The sequence below is a fragment of the uncultured Rothia sp. genome (genome assembly GCF_937976295.1).
Taxonomy (GTDB): Bacteria; Actinomycetota; Actinomycetes; order Actinomycetales; family Micrococcaceae; genus Rothia.
This window is the reverse complement of record NZ_CALJRY010000290.1, coordinates 1-16,742: the sequence shown is the minus strand read 5'-3', so window position 1 is coordinate 16,742 and position 16,742 is coordinate 1. Positions and strand designations below refer to the sequence as shown.

Here is a 16,742-nt window from a genome sequence, read left to right as displayed (position 1 = left end):
TATTCGCTGATGCTCTCGTTTTTTATACGGTTCGCTTCTAATCTTGAAATATAGAGAGAGAATATATTTTCCACCACATTCTTTCGTTCTATCACAGACACTCATTTCTTACGAGATGAGGAACTAGGCTGTTTCTTCTCCCGTAAGACTAAATATGCAGGAGCCCGCAATGCAGCAACCGTATTATTCTCCCCCTCCCGAATCCGGTGGCGTCCCCCAGCAATCTCTGAAGCGTCCTGCGCAGGCTTCTAGCCAGCATACTGATGCGCATATTCCGCGGCGCTCTTCTTCTGCTCTGCTTACTGCCCCTGCTACAGCTTCTGTAGCCACTGTACCCGCCTCTGAGAGCCCTGAGCAGACCTTTAGGGTGCCTCACCCGGTGTTGAGCGTTATTTCCTGGCTGATTGCGGCTGCGAGCGCTGTGTGGCTTGTCATTCTGGGCGTCTCATTGGTGTTGAATATCGCTTCGGGAGTGAGTCACGATTCTGAGTTTATGATGCTGACCTACGGCGTGTATATGGCGTGCGCGTTTGGGTTCTGCTGTTTTGGTACGTTTTTTGCGCTGCATTTTGGGTTGGGGTCGAGCGCTCATTGGCGTGATTCGATTCGTCATCCGCATCACCCGCATTAAAGGTTTTTCTTTTCCCCGTGTGGTTTTGTGGAGAGTTTTTAGTTCTTTTATTTGAACTCTCGTTTTAAATATTTTGGTGTTTTTCTTTAAAATTCATGCGAAAAATCTAGGCTACGGAGTATTTTCAGAAACGCTCATATGAAAGAAGCCGCCCGGCGCATCCACATTCGGATGCACCAGGCGACTTACTTCGAAGCTAAAAGTCTGGGACGGGGCGCTGCGAGGCAGATCGTTCCGCCACGGGGATTTCATCAGAGCAGTTTGTTCCATCTTCAGGGGTGGGAAAACTGACGAAAAACTCATAGACGGAGGATTCATGCTCTTGCTTTTGAATGTGCTCATTATCAGATTTTGACATCTTTAGCCCCTCCTTATGACATTAGGTTAGTACTCTGCACATGTCAGACAAAGCACGCATAAGCACATTATATTTCGTTCATCTCCAGTACCTGTAACGTACATACTCACAGAAGGAGCCGCCCGGCGCATCCACGTTCGGATGCACCGGGCGGCTTCTTCACAGGCTCCCAGCTACAAAGCTAGGTAGCCCACAGCGGGATTACTCCCATTCAATGGTTCCCGGGGGCTTGGAGGTAACGTCCAGCACCACTCGGTTAACGTCCTTGACCTCGTTCGTAATACGGTTCGAGATCTTAGCCAGCAGGTCGTACGGCAGACGCGACCAGTCAGCGGTCATTGCGTCTTCCGAAGAGACCGGGCGCAGCACAATCGGGTGACCGTAAGTACGGCCGTCGCCCTGAACGCCCACGGAACGAACGCCAGCCAGCAAAACCACGGGGCACTGCCAGATGTGCTCGTCCTGACCTGCTGCGGTCAGCTCTTCACGCACGATAGCGTCAGCGGCACGCAGGGTCTCCAGGTTCTCGCGGGTAACCTCGCCGACGATGCGGATGCCCAGGCCGGGGCCGGGGAACGGCTGACGTGCCACGATCTTCTCGGGAACGCCAAGCTCACGACCGATAGCGCGAACCTCGTCCTTGAACAGGGTGCGCAGCGGCTCAACCAGTTCGAAGGTCAGGTCGTCGGGGAGGCCGCCCACGTTGTGGTGGCTCTTAATGTTTGCGGTGCCGTCGCCGCCGCCGGACTCGACAACGTCCGGGTACAGGGTGCCCTGGACCAGGAACTTGATGTCTGCGCCCTCTTCGCCCGCTTCAGCAATCAGTTTGCGCTGTGCCTCTTCGAAGGAGCGGATGAACTCGCGGCCGATAGCCTTACGCTTCGCCTCGGGCTCGGTGACACCCTCGAGTGCGGAGAGGAAACGCTCCGACTCGTCGATGGTGATGACCTTGATACCCATGGACGCTGCGTAGTCCTGCTCAACCTGTTCACGCTCGCCCTCACGGAGCAGACCGTGGTCGATGAAGAAGCAGGTGAGCTGGTCGCCAACAGCCTTGTGCACCAGAGCAGCTGCCACGGAGGAGTCAACGCCGCCGGAGAGCGCGCAGATAACGCGGTCGCTACCGACCTGCTCGCGGATCTTTGCGACCTGCTCTTCGATGATGTTGTTGGTGGACCAGGTGGGCTTCAGGCCTGCCACATTGTAGAGGAAGTTCTCCAGGGCGACCTGGCCGTAGTCGGAGTGCTTCACCTCGGGGTGCCACTGCACGCCGCCAAGCTTGCGGGACTCGTCCACGAATGCTGCCACGGATGCGCCGGGGGTCTTTGCCAGCACCTCGAAGCCTTCGGGGGCTTCGGTCACGGAGTCACCGTGAGACATCCACACGTTCTGGGTGGTGGGGGTGCCGGTGAGGAAGGAGGAGTTCTCAGCGCAGACCACAGCGTCGGTTGCGCCGTATTCGCGCAGACCGGTCTGTGCAACGGTGCCGCCGAGGGTCTGGGCCATCACCTGGAAGCCGTAGCAGATACCGAAGATCGGCACGCCAGCTTCGAAGAGGGCCTTGTCACCCTTGGGTGCGCCGTCGGCGTAGACCGAGGAGGGGCCGCCGGAGAGCACGATGGCCGCCGGGTTCTTGGCGAGCATCTTCTCGGTGCTCATGGAGTGGGGGACGATTTCGGAGTAGATACCGGCTTCACGCACGCGACGGGCGATGAGCTGCGCGTACTGTGCACCGTAATCTACCACCAGGACGGGACGCTCTTCGAGCTGGTCCAGGTTCACAGAGTTGGTCACGAAAATTACCTCAACGTGTTGGTACTAATCCGCGCACTTGCGCGGGGATATATCTATTTTACGCTATCGCTGTACGCCGCCGACGGTACGTAGCCGCTCCCCCATCCCGGGGTGCCGCCACATGCCCTAACGGGGGTAGAGCGTGCGTATAGAAAGCACCGCCCGGCGACCGACAGGCCAAAACCTGCCAACCGCCAAGCGGTGATTCATGAAGCTACATTAGCCGCGGTACGCGGGAACCACGGTCAGGTCCGCCTTCTGGAACTTCTTCAGATTCAGGTAACCGCAGTTAGCCATTGCGCGCTTGAGCGCACCGACAATGTTGCTGGTGCCGTTCACGTGGTGCGAAGGACCGTACAGGACTTCCTCCAGGGAGCCGACAACACCCAGCGGGGTGCGCACGCCGCGCGGGAAGTCCAGCGAGTGCGCCTCGTTGCCCCAGTACCAGCCCTGGCCGGGAGCCTCGGATGCGCGAGCCAGCGGAGCACCCAGCATGACAGCGTCAGCGCCCAGTGCGAGAGCCTTCACCATGTCGCCGGAGCGGCCCAGGGAGCCGTCAGCAATCACGTGCACGTAGCGGCCGCCGGACTCATCCAGGTAGTCCGAACGTGCCGCAGCCACATCGGCGATAGCGGTTGCCATCGGTGCGGAGATGCCCAGGCCCTGGCGGGTGGTCTGTGCGGAACCGCCGCCGAAGCCCACCAGAACGCCAGCCGCGCCGGTACGCATCAGGTGCTTAGCCTGCGAGTAGCCAGCAACGCCACCAACGATGACCGGAACATCCAGCTCGTAGATGAACTTCTTCAGGTTCAGCGGCTCGTGCGAGGTCGAAAGGTGCTCGGCAGAGACGGATGCACCGCGGATGACGAACAGCTCAACGCCCGCCTTCACCACGGTCTCGTAGTGCTCCTGGGTGTTCTGCGGGCTCAGAGAGCCAGCAACAACCACGCCGGAGTCACGAATCTCTTCCAGGCGTGCAGTAATCAGTTCCGACTTAATCGGCTCAGAGTAAATCTGCTGCATGCGGGTGGTCGCGGAGGCGGGGTCCGCCTCGGGCAGCTCAACAATCTCATCGAGCAGCGGCTGCGGGTCCTCGTAGCGGGTCCACAGGCCCTCGAGGTTCAGCACACCCAGGCCACCCAGCTTGCCCAGCGCAATAGCGGTCGCCGGGGACATGACCGAGTCCATGGGCGCACCAATGATGGGGGTGTCGAACTTGAAGGCGTCAATCTGCCAGGAGGTGTCAACGTCGCGGCGGTCGCGGGTACGGCGGGTGGGAATCAGCGCCACATCGTCCAGGGAGTAGGTGGGGCGGGCGTTCTTGGAGAGGCCAATCTGAATTTCAGACATGGGGTGAATCCTTTCGAATTCGGTTTGAGGGGTGCCGCTGGGCGTTATTCGCGCCGATGCCCGCCCAATACCTGAACGGGTATGGGGCGGGCTCAACGGCGCACGGTGTGCACACCATGCGGCGAATCATCGTTGGTGAGGCGTTTTAGCCGCGGTAGTTCGGTGCCTCAACGGTCATCATGATGTCGTGCGGGTGCGATTCCTTCAGACCTGCGGGGGTGATGCGCACGAACTGACCCTTGTACTTGAGCTCCTCGATGGTGCGGGAACCGACGTAGAACATGGTCTGGCGCAGGCCGCCTTCGAGCTGGTGAATCACTGCGGAGAGCGGGCCGCGGAAGGGAACCTGACCCTCAATACCCTCGGGAATCAGCTTCTCTTCGCTGGAGACGTCAGCCTGGAAGTAACGGTCCTTGGAGAAGGACTTGTGGCGACCGCGGGTCTGCATCGCACCGAGCGAACCCATGCCGCGGTATGCCTTGTACTGCTTACCGTTCATGAAAATCAGCTCACCGGGAGACTCGGTGGTACCAGCCAGCAGGGAGCCGAGCATCACGGAGTCAGCGCCAGCAACCAGTGCCTTGCCGATCTCGCCGGAGTGCTGCATACCGCCGTCAGCAATCAGCGGCACGCCCGCCGGGATTGCTGCCTTAGCGGACTCGTTGATAGCGGTCACCTGGGGAACGCCAACACCGGCGATAATGCGGGTGGTGCAGATGGAGCCGGGGCCAACACCAACCTTCACGCCGTCAGCGCCGGCGTCGATGATTGCCTGTGCACCCAGGCGGGTTGCAGCCTGGCCGCCAATGACGTCCACGTGTGCTGCGGCGGGGTCCTTCTTCAGGCGGGCGATCATGTCGAGCACGCCCTGGGAGTGGCCGTTTGCGGTGTCCACGAACAGTGCGTCGACGCCTGCCTCGACCAGGGTCATTGCGCGCTCGTAGCCGTCACCGAAGAAGCCGATAGCGGCGCCGGCACGCAGGCGGCCGTCCTCGTCCTTGGTAGCGTTGGGGTACTGCTCAGTCTTGACGAAGTCCTTCAGGGTAATCAGACCGGCGAGCTTGCCTGCGTCGTCGACCAGCGGCAGACGCTCAATCTTGTTGTGGGACAGCAGCGCGAATGCTTCGTCCTTAGTGACGCTGGGGTGCGCGGTGACCAGCGGCATGGGGGTCATGATGTCGCGGACGCGAATACCCTCGTAATCGGAGCGGGAGATGTAGCGGATATCGCGGTTGGTGATGATACCTTCCAGCACACCCTCTTCGCTGACGACGGGCAGACCGGAGACCTTGTAGTAGCCGCAGACCTTGTCGTATTCGGCGATGGTTGCGTCAGCACCGATGGTGACGGGGTTAATGATCATGCCGGACTCGGAACGCTTCACGCGGTCCACGTGTGCCGCCTGATCCTCAATGGAGAGGTTGCGGTGGATAACGCCCATACCGCCCAGACGTGCCATAGCAATTGCCATAGCGGAGTCGGTCACGGTGTCCATTGCGGCGGAGATGATGGGGGTGTTCAGGGTGATGCGCTTGGACAGGCGGGTGGAGGTGTCCGCTTCGGAGGGAATGACGTCGGTGTTGCCGGGCAGCAGCAGCACGTCATCGTAGGTCAGGCCGGTGAAGCCGAAGGGATCCTCGGACAGAGCGGTGGGAATGGTCATTGTCTACCTTTCGGATGCTGGCTTCATCGGTGAGAAGCTCAGCCTATACGTTGCATATGTCAAGATGCGGTACGAACCGCCTGCTCGCACCCCACAAGGTGGTTTGAGCGCAAACGGGAGCAGCTTACCTTCTATAGTAAACCGCTAAAGATTTCTTTGCTGAGAAGCACTCATAGTAAGCATTCCTCAGCGGGAGGCTGCCGGCAGGTTCTAGAGCCCCACGGACGCGAGCGCACCCGAGCCTACCGACAGCGAGTGCCCGATACCGCCTCCACGATGGAGGTGGCGGCACCGGGCACACACACTATTAGTCTTCTTCAGTTTCTTCGGGCTTCTCAACCACCAGGGTCTCGGTGGTCAGTACCAGAGCCGCGATGGAGGATGCGTTCTGCAGAGCCGAACGGGTCACCTTCACCGGGTCAATCACGCCGGCTTCGATGAGGTCCACGTACTCGCCGGTCTTGGCGTTGAAGCCGTGACCCACGGGCAGCTCGGAGACCTTGGAGACGATGACGTAGCCGTCTTCGCCAGCGTTCTCAGCGATCCAGCGCAGCGGCTGAACCAGGGCACGGCGAACGATCTGTACACCCACGTTTGCGTCGTGGTTGCCCAGGTCCATGCCGTCCAGTGCCTTCAGCGCGTGAACCAGCGCGGAACCGCCACCGGAGACGATGCCCTCTTCCAGAGCGGCACGGGTGGAGGACACAGCATCCTCGATGCGGTGCTTGCGTTCCTTCGCCTCAACCTCGGTTGCGGCACCGACCTTGATGACGCCCACGCCGCCGGCGAGCTTAGCCAGGCGCTCCTTGAGCTTCTCGCGGTCCCATTCGGAATCCACGCGCTCAATTTCGCGGCGCAGCTGCTGCACGCGGTCCTCGATTGCCTCGGGGTCGCCGCCGCCGTCCACGATGGTGGTGTGGGACTTGGTCACGGTCACGCGGCGTGCCGAGCCCAGGTGCTCCAGGGTGACCTGAGGCAGGTCGATGCCGAGCTCACCGGTCACGACGGTGCCGCCGGTCAGAATTGCCAAATCCTGCATGATTGCCTTGCGGCGGTCACCGAAACCGGGAGCCTTCAGAGCGACCACGTTGATGGTGCCGCGCAGCTTGTTCACGACCAGAGCGGAGAGCGCCTCACCGTCAACGTCTTCTGCGATGATGGTCAGCGGCTTCTTCGCCTGAACGATCTTCTCGAGCACGGGCATAATCTCTGCGATGGTGGAAATCTTGCCCTGGTAGAGCAGCACGAGGCTGTTCTCCAGCACTGCTTCGCCGCGCTCAGCGTCGGTGACGAAGGAGGGCGAGAGGTAGCCCTTGTCGAACTGCATGCCTTCGGTGATGTCCAGTTCAATTTCGGTGGAGGAGCCGTCTTCGATGGTGATGACGCCGTCCTGGCCGACCTTCTCGAAGGCGCGAGCCAGCAGCTCACCGATCTGCTCGGACTGCGCGGAAATAGCGGCAACGTGCGCCACCTCGGGACCCTGCACGGGGCGTGCGTTCTCGAGCAGTCGTGCGGAGACAGCCTCCACAGCAGCCTCAATGCCGCGCTTGATGTCGGCGGGTGCCGCGCCGCTGGTGACGTTGCGCAGGCCCTCGTTGACCAGTGCCTGTGCGAGCACGGTTGCGGTAGTGGTGCCGTCACCGGCTACGTCGTTGGTCTTGGTGGCGACTTCCTTCGCCAGCTGGGCGCCCAGGTTTTCGTACGGGTCGTCCAGTTCAATTTCACGGGCGATGGACACGCCGTCGTTGGTGATGACGGGTGCACCCCACTGCTTGTCGAGCACAACGTTGCGCCCGCGCGGGCCGAGGGTTACCTTGACCGCGTTTGCCAGCTTATCGACGCCAGCCTGCAGGGACTTGCGGGCGGCATCGTTGAATTCAAGCTGCTTAGCCATGTGTTCGCTACTCCTAGTGCGTCACAGAATGGAAATTTTTAAGGGGCAGATGATAGCTCATGCGCCGTACCGGATGAGCGGTACGGCGCATGAGCATCTGAAAGTATTAGTCGACGATTGCCAGAACGTCGCGTGCGGAGAGAATCAGGTACTCTTCGCCCTGGTACTTAACCTCGGTGCCACCGTAGCGGGAGAACACGACAACGTCGCCTTCCTTGATGTCTACGGGAATGCGGTTGCCCTTCTCATCCACGCGGCCCGGGCCAACGGCGACAACGCGTGCTTCCTGCGGCTTTTCCTTCGCAGTTTCGGGGATGACCAGACCGGATGCGGTGGTCTGCTCAGCCTGCTCGATCTTGATAACGACGCGGTCTTCCAGGGGCTTGATAGCCATAATCGGTTCCTCCGGGTTGTGGATTTACGTTTGATGCGAGACAGCGGCGCAGTGGCGCGCCCGATGACCGTCTCGAGTGCTACCTCAACTCTAGTTTCACCTGTGCTTTCGGTCAAGAAAAGCGCCCCTGTACCGGGGTGTTTCACCGCAAGGCGAACGCTGAGCAAAAAGCCGAGCAGATCGGGCTCCCCACCTCCCAAAATCGGCACCCCGTAAAATGAGGAGCATGCCTATTCCCGCCTCCCCTTTTACTCCCGCCGCCAAGCTTCCGTTCAGCGCCGAAGCGCTCGCGGCAGCCGATGAGCTCTACCCGCTGGGCTCGGATACGCTCAGCGCCGTTACTTCTTTGCGTTCGCGAGGTTTCAGCCCCGAGGAGTCTGCACAGATTATTTCGCTGGCGCAAGCTCGTACCCGTGCGCGCGCCAAGTTCGGCGAGCGCGCCCGCACCCTCATGCTCACTCAGGAGGCGGCGGAGCAGGCGACCCGCCCGGTGATTGCGCATTATCGCGCTCAGCGTCTGCGCCCGGTTGCCGGCACGGTGGCTGATTTGGGGTGCGGTATTGCGTCGGATTCTGCCGTGTATGCGGCGGCGCGCGGTGCCGTGGTTGCGGTGGAGTTGGATCCGTTGACGGCTTCTTTTGCGGCGAAGAACCTTGAGTTTTGCCCGCAGGCGCGCGTGTATTCGGGGGATGTGACCGATTATGTGCACGGTGAGCTTCTGGATGCTGCCGGTGAGCCGGTGGGTATTGTGTGGATGGATCCGGCACGCCGCGAGTTGCGGGGTGCGAAGAAGGCTCAGACGGAGCGCCTTTTTGATCCGGAGGCGTTCTCTCCCCCGTTCTCGTTCGTGCTGAATCTGGCGCGTACGGGCGTGCCGATGGGCGTGAAGCTGGGTCCCGGTTTTCCGCATGAGGGTATCCCCTCGCCCGAAGATATTGCCTCGGAGGCGAACCCCAACCCGCGCGTTGAGGCGGAGTGGATTCAGTCGGAGGGGTCCCTTGCCGAGTTGGTGCTCTGGTTTAACGCGCTGGCTCAGGAGGGGGTGGCGCGCACGGCGACTTCGGTGCGTGAGCTGCCTGCGCAAGAGGCTACTGCACAAGAGGCTACCTCTCACGAAGACTCCAGCACTGGCTCCGACGGAAGCTCCGCCGAAGCCGGTGCCCTGTTGCCACCGTACGAGGCGGTCAGCTTCCGCAGCTCCCTGACGGCGGAAGAGGCGGAGCAGAGCGTCGACATTCCGGTATCCCTGCCGCAGCCCGGTGATTACCTGCTGGAGCCTGCCCCGGCGATTGTGCGCTCGCATCTGGTCGCTGAGTTTGCGCAGAGTATTGGCGCGTTTCTATTGGATGAGCACCTGGCGTACCTGTGTTCTGCCGAGCCGGTGGAGCATCCGCTGGTTGCCTGCTACGAGGTGCTGGAGGAGATTCCCCTGCAGGAGAAGCAGCTGAAGCGCTGGGTGCGCGAGCAGGGCTTTACGGCTCTGACGATCAAGAAGCGTGGCGTGGATATTGTTCCGGAGCAATTGCGTGCGCGTCTGCTGGGTTCTGCGGGTTCTAAACCTTCCAAGAAGAAACAGAAAAAGAACGCTAATTCTTCTTCTGGTGCGCAGGAGGGCGCACTGGAGAGGGCGCAGGAGTCCTCGTACCGTCCGGCAACGCTGGTCTTTACCCGCATCGGTTCGGGTAGGGATTCGCGCCGCGTCGGCTGGCATGTGCGCCCGCTCTAGCCTCGCCAGCCCTATCTACCCAACCCCGGCTACTCAACCCCGACTGCCCAGCCCCGGGCTACCCAGACCCGAGGACGGGTTACCGTTCATGACGATTCGTGACGTTTCCCGTTCCGGATTCTGCACTCGACAGGGCGCGTGTCTTCCTCAGACCGTACACTAGATACAGCGCCTACTAGAAGTGCCTACTAGAGGTGCTTCTGTACCGGCCGGGCAGACCATCAGCTGAGCTGGCGTCTGCCCGGGATAGAGCCCACCGATAATAACTTCCATAGTCGGCACCATGCACGACCCTATTTCCAGACGCAGGAAAGGCAATATGATCGACTTTGCTTCCTCCCCGCAGTCCACTCTCGGCGTGGAATGGGAGATTGCGCTCATCGACCGTGAAAGCGGCGAACTGACCCAGCGCGCCAGCGAGGTGCTGTCCATCCTGCGCGAGCGCCGCCCCGAACTGCTCGAGCCCGCCTCCGACCGGGCGCACGTGACCGGCGAATTCCTGGAGAACACCCTCGAGGTGGTGACCGGCATCTGCCGCACCGTCGCTGAGGCGTGCCGTCAGCTGCAGGAGCTCACCGACATCATCCGTGAAATTACCGATGAGCTCGGCATTGAGTTCTACCCCGCCGGCACTCACCCCTTCTCCCACTGGGCTGACCAGCCGGTCGTGGCGAAGGAACGCTACCAGCGCGTGGTCGAGCGCGCCCAGTATTGGGGCCGTCACATGGTCATTTACGGTGTGCACGTGCACGTGGGCGTTGACTCCCGCGATAAGGTTCTGCCGCTCATTGACGCGCTGACCAACTACGGTCCGCACCTGCTGGCGCTTTCGTGCTCTTCCCCCTACTGGGATGGAATCGATACCGGTTACGCTTCGCACCGCACCCAGCTTTATCAACAGCTTCCGACGAACGGTCTGCCCTTCCACTTTGATACCTGGGAGCAGTACAGCGACTACCTGGATTCACTCGTGGCGACCGATGTGATTAACGACCCGAGCGAGGACCGTTGGGATGTTCGCCCGGTTCCGCGTTACGGCACCATTGAGATGCGCTATTGCGATGGTCTCGCCTCCCTGCCGGATGTTGCGGCGCTCGTGGCGTTCACGCAGTGCCTGGTGGAGTACTTCTCTCGCCGTATTGAGGCGGGTGAAAGCATTGAGGTGCTCGCCCCCTGGCACGCGCAGGAGAATAAGTGGCGCGTTGCCCGCTACGGCCTGGAGGCTAAGATCGTGGTCTCTAACGAGCCGGTGCAGCGTACCCTGCGTGAAGATTTTGAGCTGCTTCTGCCCAAGCTGGAGCCGGTGGCACGCGACCTTGACTGCGAGGTAGAGCTGGCTCAGGTACGCCGCATCCTCGCCGAGGGTACGGGTGCGGATCGTCAGCGTGCGGTCTTTGAGAAGACCGGCTCTCTGCGTGAGGTGGTGCTGGATGTTGCCGCGCAGTCTCGTGCGCGAGCCCTGCGTTAGAGCCGCCCCGCCTAAAGTTTGAATATAGAAAATGCCTCGGCACAGTCCCTTGGGAGACTGTGCCGAGGCATTTCTATGAGCATTTTCGAGGCGAGCCACCTCAACGCGCTCGCATTACCTCCGAGAAGTAGCTGTTGTAGAAGCAGGTAGCTTAGAAACAGCCCGTTTAGAAACAGACCGTAGTCACCGGCAGCGAGGAGTCCGTCGTGAAGTCCACGCCCGAGGGCTCACGGCCGGCGGCAACCAGGCGAGCACCCAGTGCCGCAACCATTGCGCCGTTATCGGTGCACAGGGTGAACTTCGGAATAATCAGGCGCACCCCCTCGGAGGCGCATCGGGCGGCAAGCAGCTCACGCAGACGCGAGTTAGCCGCCACGCCACCGCCGAGCAACAGGGTCTTCATGCCCTGCTCGCGGCAGGCAAGCATCGCCTTCTTGGTGATAACGTCCACGACCGCTTCCTGGAAGGACGCGGCAATATCGGCAACCGGGACCTCTTCACCGGCTGCTTCAAAGCTTTCAATCACGCGCGCCACGGCGGTCTTCAGGCCGGAGAAGGAGAAATCGTAGCGGTGCGCACCGGGCTCCTCGGCGGTGCCCATGAACTTGCGGTTCGACAGGCCGCGCGGGAACACGAAGGCGTTGCGGTTGCCATCAGCGGCAGCGCGGTCAATCGCGGGGCCGCCCGGGTAGTCCAGGCCGAGCAGTCGAGCAACCTTATCGTAGGCCTCGCCTGCGGCATCATCGAGGGTCGCGCCGAGCAGACGCACATCGGAGGTAATGTCGCGCACCTGCAGGATTTCGGTATGACCGCCAGAAACCAGCAGCGCACCCAGGCCACCGGAACCGGCATTCGCCAGCAGGTCGGAGCCGTCCTCGGTGCCGTTATCCTCAAGCAGGCCAACGCCAACGTGGGCGACCAGGTGGTTAATGCCGTAGAGGGGCTTGCCGGTGGCAATAGCGAGCGCCTTCGCCGCGGAGACACCGACCATGAGTGCGCCAGCCAGGCCGGGGCCCGCGGTGACGGCGATAGCGTCCACCTGATCGAGGGTGATGTCTGCTTCGGCGAGTGCCGCTTTGAGGGCGGGAATCATGGCGTCCAGGTGGGCGCGGGAGGCGATTTCGGGGATCACGCCACCAAAGCGCACGTGCTCTTCCATGGAGGAGGAGATGGTGTTGCTGAGCAGCTGTGCACCGCGCACAATGCCGATACCGGTCTCATCGCAGGAGGATTCGATGCCCAGAACGAGGGGTTCGCGAGTGCTCATAGTTCGTCTTTCTGTTGCGCTATCTGCGCGTAGTGCTTCTAGTTGCAGTGATGTAGGAATGCTGTGGCGTGGGAATACTGTGGCGTAGAGGGCGGCGGAAGCTTGCCCCTACTGCTGGAGCCGTTTAGCTCAACGGAGTATTTAGAACGTACATTCCATAATGATGGCGTCGGTTCCGTCATCGTAGTAGCCGCGGCGTACGTGAATCGCACGGTAGCCGTTGCGTTCGTAGAGGCGCTGGGCGCGCGGGTTGTCGGCACGCACCTCCAGCAGGATGCGCTCGGCACCCTGTTCACGGGCGCGCTCGTGCATCTGCTCGAGCATGGCGCGGCCGAAGCCGCGGCCCTCGTACTCGGGGAGCACGCCGATGGTTTGAACGTCGGCGGTGTCAGCTACGACCATGGTCCCGCAGTAACCGATAGCGCGCCAGGCACCCTCGTCATCTTCCGAACCTTCTGCAGGCAATTCGAGCATGTAGTAGGTGCGGGTTGGGTGGGTCAGCTCTTCGAGGAACATGTCGATGTGCCAGGCGTCGGCGGGGAATAGGGTGGTCTCCATGGCATGCATGGCCTGCACATCGGGCAACTCAGCCACGCGCAGGCGAGCGCCCAGGGCCAAATTATCCCGCACGGTATTTTCAGTAGCGCTCATTTAGCTCTCCTTCTGCCCGGTTTCATGCGCGGCAGTCTGCGCAGCAGCCTGCGCGGAGGAACCCTGAGTAGCAGCCTGCTTCTGCTGGCGGGCGAGCATTGCGGCGGGGACCTTTGCATCCGAGTCGCGCAGGTACTGGGCGGAGGTGTCCTCGCTCAGGTTCTCCACGCCCAGGCGTGCCGCGGCGGCAACCAGGTACTCGGCGTGGGGGTGAACCTGACGGGCAGAATCGACGATGGTCCAGCCGTGCTCTTCGAGAGTTTCGGAGTACAGGCCGGCGCCGTAGCCGTAGGCGTAGGAGGGAGCCTCACCGGGCAGAATTTCGGAGGCGGGGCATACGTTCGGGCCGTCCACCAGGCTGTAGCCTTCGGCGTTCACGCGGTAGCGGGCGGAGTAGACTTCGCGGCGGCGCGCGTCGGAGAGTACGAGCAGCTCAGCACCTTCGACAAGATCAGCAGAAGCGAACGCTCGTTCTGCGTTCTCTTCCCCGGCATTCACCGCGGCGGCACCGGCAGCCGCGCCAGATACAGCGTGTTCAGCCAGCGCGGTCAGGCTCATCATGCCGTACACCGGCACCGACCAGGCAAAACCCAGAGCGCGCGCAGTAACGATACCGGCACGCAGACCCGTAAAAGGTCCCGGGCCGGTACCGGTCAGAATCGCATCCAAATCTTCGCCGCGCACGCCAGCGTCCTGCAGGGCCGCCTGCGCGTAGGGGCCCATCACCTCGGCGTGGGAGCGGGTATCTTCGCTCTCGTAGCGGGCGAGGATTTCGAAGGACGCGCCGGCTTCGGAGCCGTGCACACGGGCGAGCGCCACAGATGCGGTGGCGGATGAATCAAGGGCAAGTACTAGCACCCTATCATTCTAACGCGCGGGCTCTAGGCGCTCTGCAGGGCCTCTTTCAGAGCGTCGAAAGCGTGCTCCCAGCGGGGGCCGAAGGCGCGCACCCGCAGCAGGCGAGGTTCGGGGGTGTCCGCGTCATCGTCGCTTTCGTCCTCGTCTTCGTCGTCCCAGCTGAACTCTTCGGCACCCGAGTAGGCAAAGCGCGCATCCGCGCCGGTCAGGCGGGTGAAGTCCAGCTCCAGGCGAGAATCGCTCAGATGCTCAGCCTTATCGCGACCCCACTCAATGACGGTCACAGAGCGCGGCAGGGAGAACTCCAGGTCCAGGTCGTCGAGCTCCTCGGCGCTGGAGAGGCGGTAGGCGTCCACGTGCACCAGGTCGGGACCGCCGGGGCGGAGGCCGTCCGGCAGGTTCGGGTGCACGCGCGAGAGCACGAAGGTCGGTGAGATCACGCCTTCGCGCACGCCCAGGCCTTCACCCAGGGAGCGGGTGAACGTGGTCTTACCCGCGCCGAGCTCACCCGAGAGTAGCAGCACATCCCCGGCGTTCAGGTGCTGCGCAAGGGTGAGCGCCAGGCGGCGGGTATGGTCGGGGCCGGTCACATCCAGGTCGAGGGCGGCAGAAATGTACTCAGTACTCATTAGCCCTCCTGCTCTTCATCGGTGCCCCACAGCTCGTTCAGTTCAGCTTCAACCCAGGAGCCGCCGACGTAGATGCGCTCCACGCGGGGCGAAATGCGGGTCACGATTTCGTAGTTAATGGTCTGCGCGGCGTCCGCCCACTCTTCCACGGGCGGGTTCTCACCGGCACCAAAAAGGATGGCGGGGGCGCCCAGGTAACCCAGGGCGGGGTCGCTCAGGCCGGGTTCGCCCAGGTCAACGACCATCTGGTCCATGGCGATGCGACCGACCACGCGGTAGGTCTTACCCTCCACATTATTGGGCACGGAGCCATCCTGCACGTTCTGCGCGCCCGGGTAGATGCGCACCGGCGCGTTCTCCGCAATGCGCGGCACGCCGTCAGCGTAGCCAAGCGGCACCAGCGCCAGGGTGGTCGGCTTTTCGGTGTGGTAGCGCAGACCGTAGGAAACGCCCTGACCTGCAGGAACTTCCTTCACGGCGGCAATGTAGCTGCCCACCGTCATGACAGGCTTCAGGCCCAAATCCTCAGCGGTAACCTCCGGCAGCGGGGAAAGACCGTAGAGCGCGAGGCCGCAACGCACGCCGTCACCGAGCAGACGCTCCTCCGTATCCCAGCCTTCCAGCGAGGCGGTCAGGGTCGCCGGAGAGTTCGCCAAATGCACAATCTTCGGGTCCAGGCCAGCCTCACGAGCCTGAGCCACAAAAGTGTCCAGGGCGTCGAGCTGCTGTGCGGTCTCGGCGCGGGTCGGCTCATCCGCAACCGCCAGGTGGCTAAAAATACCCTCAACCGTAATCAGCCCAGACTCCTCCAGGGAGGCGGCGCGAGCCACCAGCGCAGGCCAATCCGCAGCTGTGGCACCGTTACGACCCAGACCGGTATCAGCCTTCAGATGCACGATAGCGCGCTCGCCGGTGCGTTCAGCGGCGGCGGCTACCGCCTCCAGATCCCAACCGGAAACACCCAGACGAATCTTCTCCTGCAGTGCTGCCTCAAAATCGGTGGAGGGGGTGTGCAGCCACGCCATGAGCGGCGCATCGATACCGTCAGCACGCAGTTCCAGCGCCTCGCTCACGTGCACCACACCCAGCAGGTCAGCGCCGGCGGCAATAGCCGAACGAGCCACCGGGTACGCGCCGTGACCGTACGCATCCGCCTTAATCACTGCGATAAGCGTGCGCTCGCCAATCAGTTCCTTGAGCCGGCGCACATTATGTTCCAGCGCATCAAGGTCAATCGTGGCGCTTCGTTCTACCTGGCCGGGTGTACACGGCGGGCAGTAGAGCGGTGCGGCAGGCTGCTGAGGGTGAGTCATGGTCCTTCACGGTCCTTCTGGCGGGCGGGTACTACAGGCTGCGCTTGGGCAGCCTCTCTTCTACTAAATTCTAGACCGCACGGTGTGCGAAAGTCCTGTCGCGCTACACTAGGTCAGGTACACCTTTGAGAGAGGAAAGCATCGATGAGCACTCTGCCGCCGGTTCGGACGGTTCACGTGTATTCCATGCACACCGACCCCTTTGCGCAGCCCGGTAGCGGAGATGCAGGCGGCATGAACGTCTATATTGCTCGGTCGGTGCATGCCATGCTGGAGCTCGATCCAGAGCTGCGGATTGAGGTTTTCACCCTGGACCGTGGCGAGGCGCTTCCGGCTGATTCGCCGTTCCGCCAGCCTCCTCAGCCTGGCGAGCGCATCGTGCGCCATAGCCTTGATCTTCCGTCCGCTCGTGGTCTGTCGAAGAACGAGTTGGCCACGGTCACCGATGATTTTGCGCAGGCGTGCGTGGAGCAGGCACTGTACACCCCGGATATTATTCACGCCCACTACTGGCTGTCGGGGCAGGCGGCGGCTCGCGCATCCCAGCTGTGGTCGACCAAGGGCGTATCTCCGGTTCCCGTTCTTTTTACTCCGCATACGACCGCTGCCGCCAAGGATGCGCGCCGCGGCGAAGGTGAGGCACCCGAGCCTGCGGAACGCTACCGCGCCGAGCGCCTGATGAGCAGCTCCACGAGCCGGGTGATTGTGAATACTCCCCTGGAGGCGCAGCAGATGGGCGAGTACTA

15 protein-coding genes are annotated in these 16,742 nt (G+C 62.0%); 4 read left to right on the top strand and 11 right to left on the bottom strand.

Translation table 11 applies throughout. The features are described from left to right. The first annotated feature begins 154 nt into the window (after window positions 1–154). Window positions 155–631 (top strand): hypothetical protein, encoded by a 477-nt coding sequence (locus Q0216_RS07850; protein WP_298594318.1) that lies wholly within the window; start codon window positions 155–157, stop codon window positions 629–631. A 196-nt stretch (window positions 632–827) separates the two neighbouring features. Here Q0216_RS07850 and Q0216_RS07845 read toward each other — a convergent pair whose 3' ends face one another. The 6 genes from Q0216_RS07845 to groES form a co-directional block, all read right to left on the bottom strand. Next, a complete protein-coding gene (locus tag Q0216_RS07845) occupies window positions 828–989 on the bottom strand; it encodes a hypothetical protein (protein ID WP_298594316.1) in 162 nt (53 codons plus the stop codon). Between the two features lie 201 nt (window positions 990–1,190). Beyond that, window positions 1,191–2,783 (bottom strand): glutamine-hydrolyzing GMP synthase, encoded by a 1,593-nt coding sequence (guaA, locus tag Q0216_RS07840; protein ID WP_298594315.1) that lies wholly within the window; start codon window positions 2,781–2,783, stop codon window positions 1,191–1,193. Between the two features lie 219 nt (window positions 2,784–3,002). Continuing rightward, window positions 3,003–4,133 (bottom strand): GuaB3 family IMP dehydrogenase-related protein, encoded by a 1,131-nt coding sequence (locus Q0216_RS07835; protein ID WP_298594313.1) that lies wholly within the window; start codon window positions 4,131–4,133, stop codon window positions 3,003–3,005. 145 nt (window positions 4,134–4,278) lie between these two features. Beyond that, complete coding sequence (guaB, locus tag Q0216_RS07830) at window positions 4,279–5,796, bottom strand: IMP dehydrogenase (RefSeq protein WP_298594311.1); 1,518 nt, start codon at window positions 5,794–5,796, stop codon at window positions 4,279–4,281. Between the two features lie 307 nt (window positions 5,797–6,103). Next, window positions 6,104–7,690: a chaperonin GroEL gene (gene groL / locus Q0216_RS07825; protein ID WP_298594309.1), complete on the bottom strand. Its 1,587-nt coding sequence runs from the start codon at window positions 7,688–7,690 to the stop codon at window positions 6,104–6,106. Window positions 7,691–7,796: 106 nt separating this feature from the next. Then, window positions 7,797–8,084 (bottom strand): co-chaperone GroES, encoded by a 288-nt coding sequence (groES, locus tag Q0216_RS07820; protein WP_005505066.1) that lies wholly within the window; start codon window positions 8,082–8,084, stop codon window positions 7,797–7,799. A 226-nt stretch (window positions 8,085–8,310) separates the two neighbouring features. Between groES and Q0216_RS07815 the strand changes: the two genes are divergently transcribed. Next, entirely contained in the window at window positions 8,311–9,810 is a 1,500-nt protein-coding gene (locus Q0216_RS07815; RefSeq protein WP_298594307.1) for a THUMP-like domain-containing protein, read from the top strand. 319 nt (window positions 9,811–10,129) lie between these two features. After that, window positions 10,130–11,278 carry a glutamate--cysteine ligase gene (locus Q0216_RS07810; protein WP_298594306.1) on the top strand — a complete coding sequence of 383 codons (1,149 nt, stop codon included), beginning with the start codon at window positions 10,130–10,132 and terminating at the stop codon, window positions 11,276–11,278. Window positions 11,279–11,444: 166 nt separating this feature from the next. Here the strand turns inward: Q0216_RS07810 and tsaD are convergent, their stop codons facing one another. From tsaD to alr, 5 genes are all read right to left on the bottom strand, one after another. After that, a complete protein-coding gene (tsaD, locus tag Q0216_RS07805) occupies window positions 11,445–12,545 on the bottom strand; it encodes a tRNA (adenosine(37)-N6)-threonylcarbamoyltransferase complex transferase subunit TsaD (RefSeq protein ID WP_219100867.1) in 1,101 nt (366 codons plus the stop codon). Window positions 12,546–12,686: 141 nt separating this feature from the next. Then, window positions 12,687–13,196 carry a ribosomal protein S18-alanine N-acetyltransferase gene (gene rimI, locus Q0216_RS07800; protein WP_298594302.1) on the bottom strand — a complete coding sequence of 170 codons (510 nt, stop codon included), beginning with the start codon at window positions 13,194–13,196 and terminating at the stop codon, window positions 12,687–12,689. Next, window positions 13,197–14,054, bottom strand: coding sequence for a tRNA (adenosine(37)-N6)-threonylcarbamoyltransferase complex dimerization subunit type 1 TsaB (tsaB, locus tag Q0216_RS07795; protein ID WP_298594300.1), 858 nt, complete (start codon window positions 14,052–14,054; stop codon window positions 13,197–13,199). Between the two features lie 23 nt (window positions 14,055–14,077). Next, a complete protein-coding gene (tsaE, locus tag Q0216_RS07790; RefSeq protein ID WP_298594299.1) occupies window positions 14,078–14,683 on the bottom strand; it encodes a tRNA (adenosine(37)-N6)-threonylcarbamoyltransferase complex ATPase subunit type 1 TsaE in 606 nt (201 codons plus the stop codon). Beyond that, window positions 14,683–15,996 (bottom strand): alanine racemase, encoded by a 1,314-nt coding sequence (alr, locus tag Q0216_RS07785; RefSeq protein ID WP_298594297.1) that lies wholly within the window; start codon window positions 15,994–15,996, stop codon window positions 14,683–14,685. Before alr ends, tsaE begins: the two co-directional genes overlap by 1 nt. 144 nt (window positions 15,997–16,140) lie before the next feature. Between alr and Q0216_RS07780 the strand changes: the two genes are divergently transcribed. Continuing rightward, window positions 16,141–16,742, top strand: a 602-nt coding sequence (locus tag Q0216_RS07780; protein WP_298594295.1) for a glycosyltransferase, incomplete at its 3' end; no start/stop codon positions are given.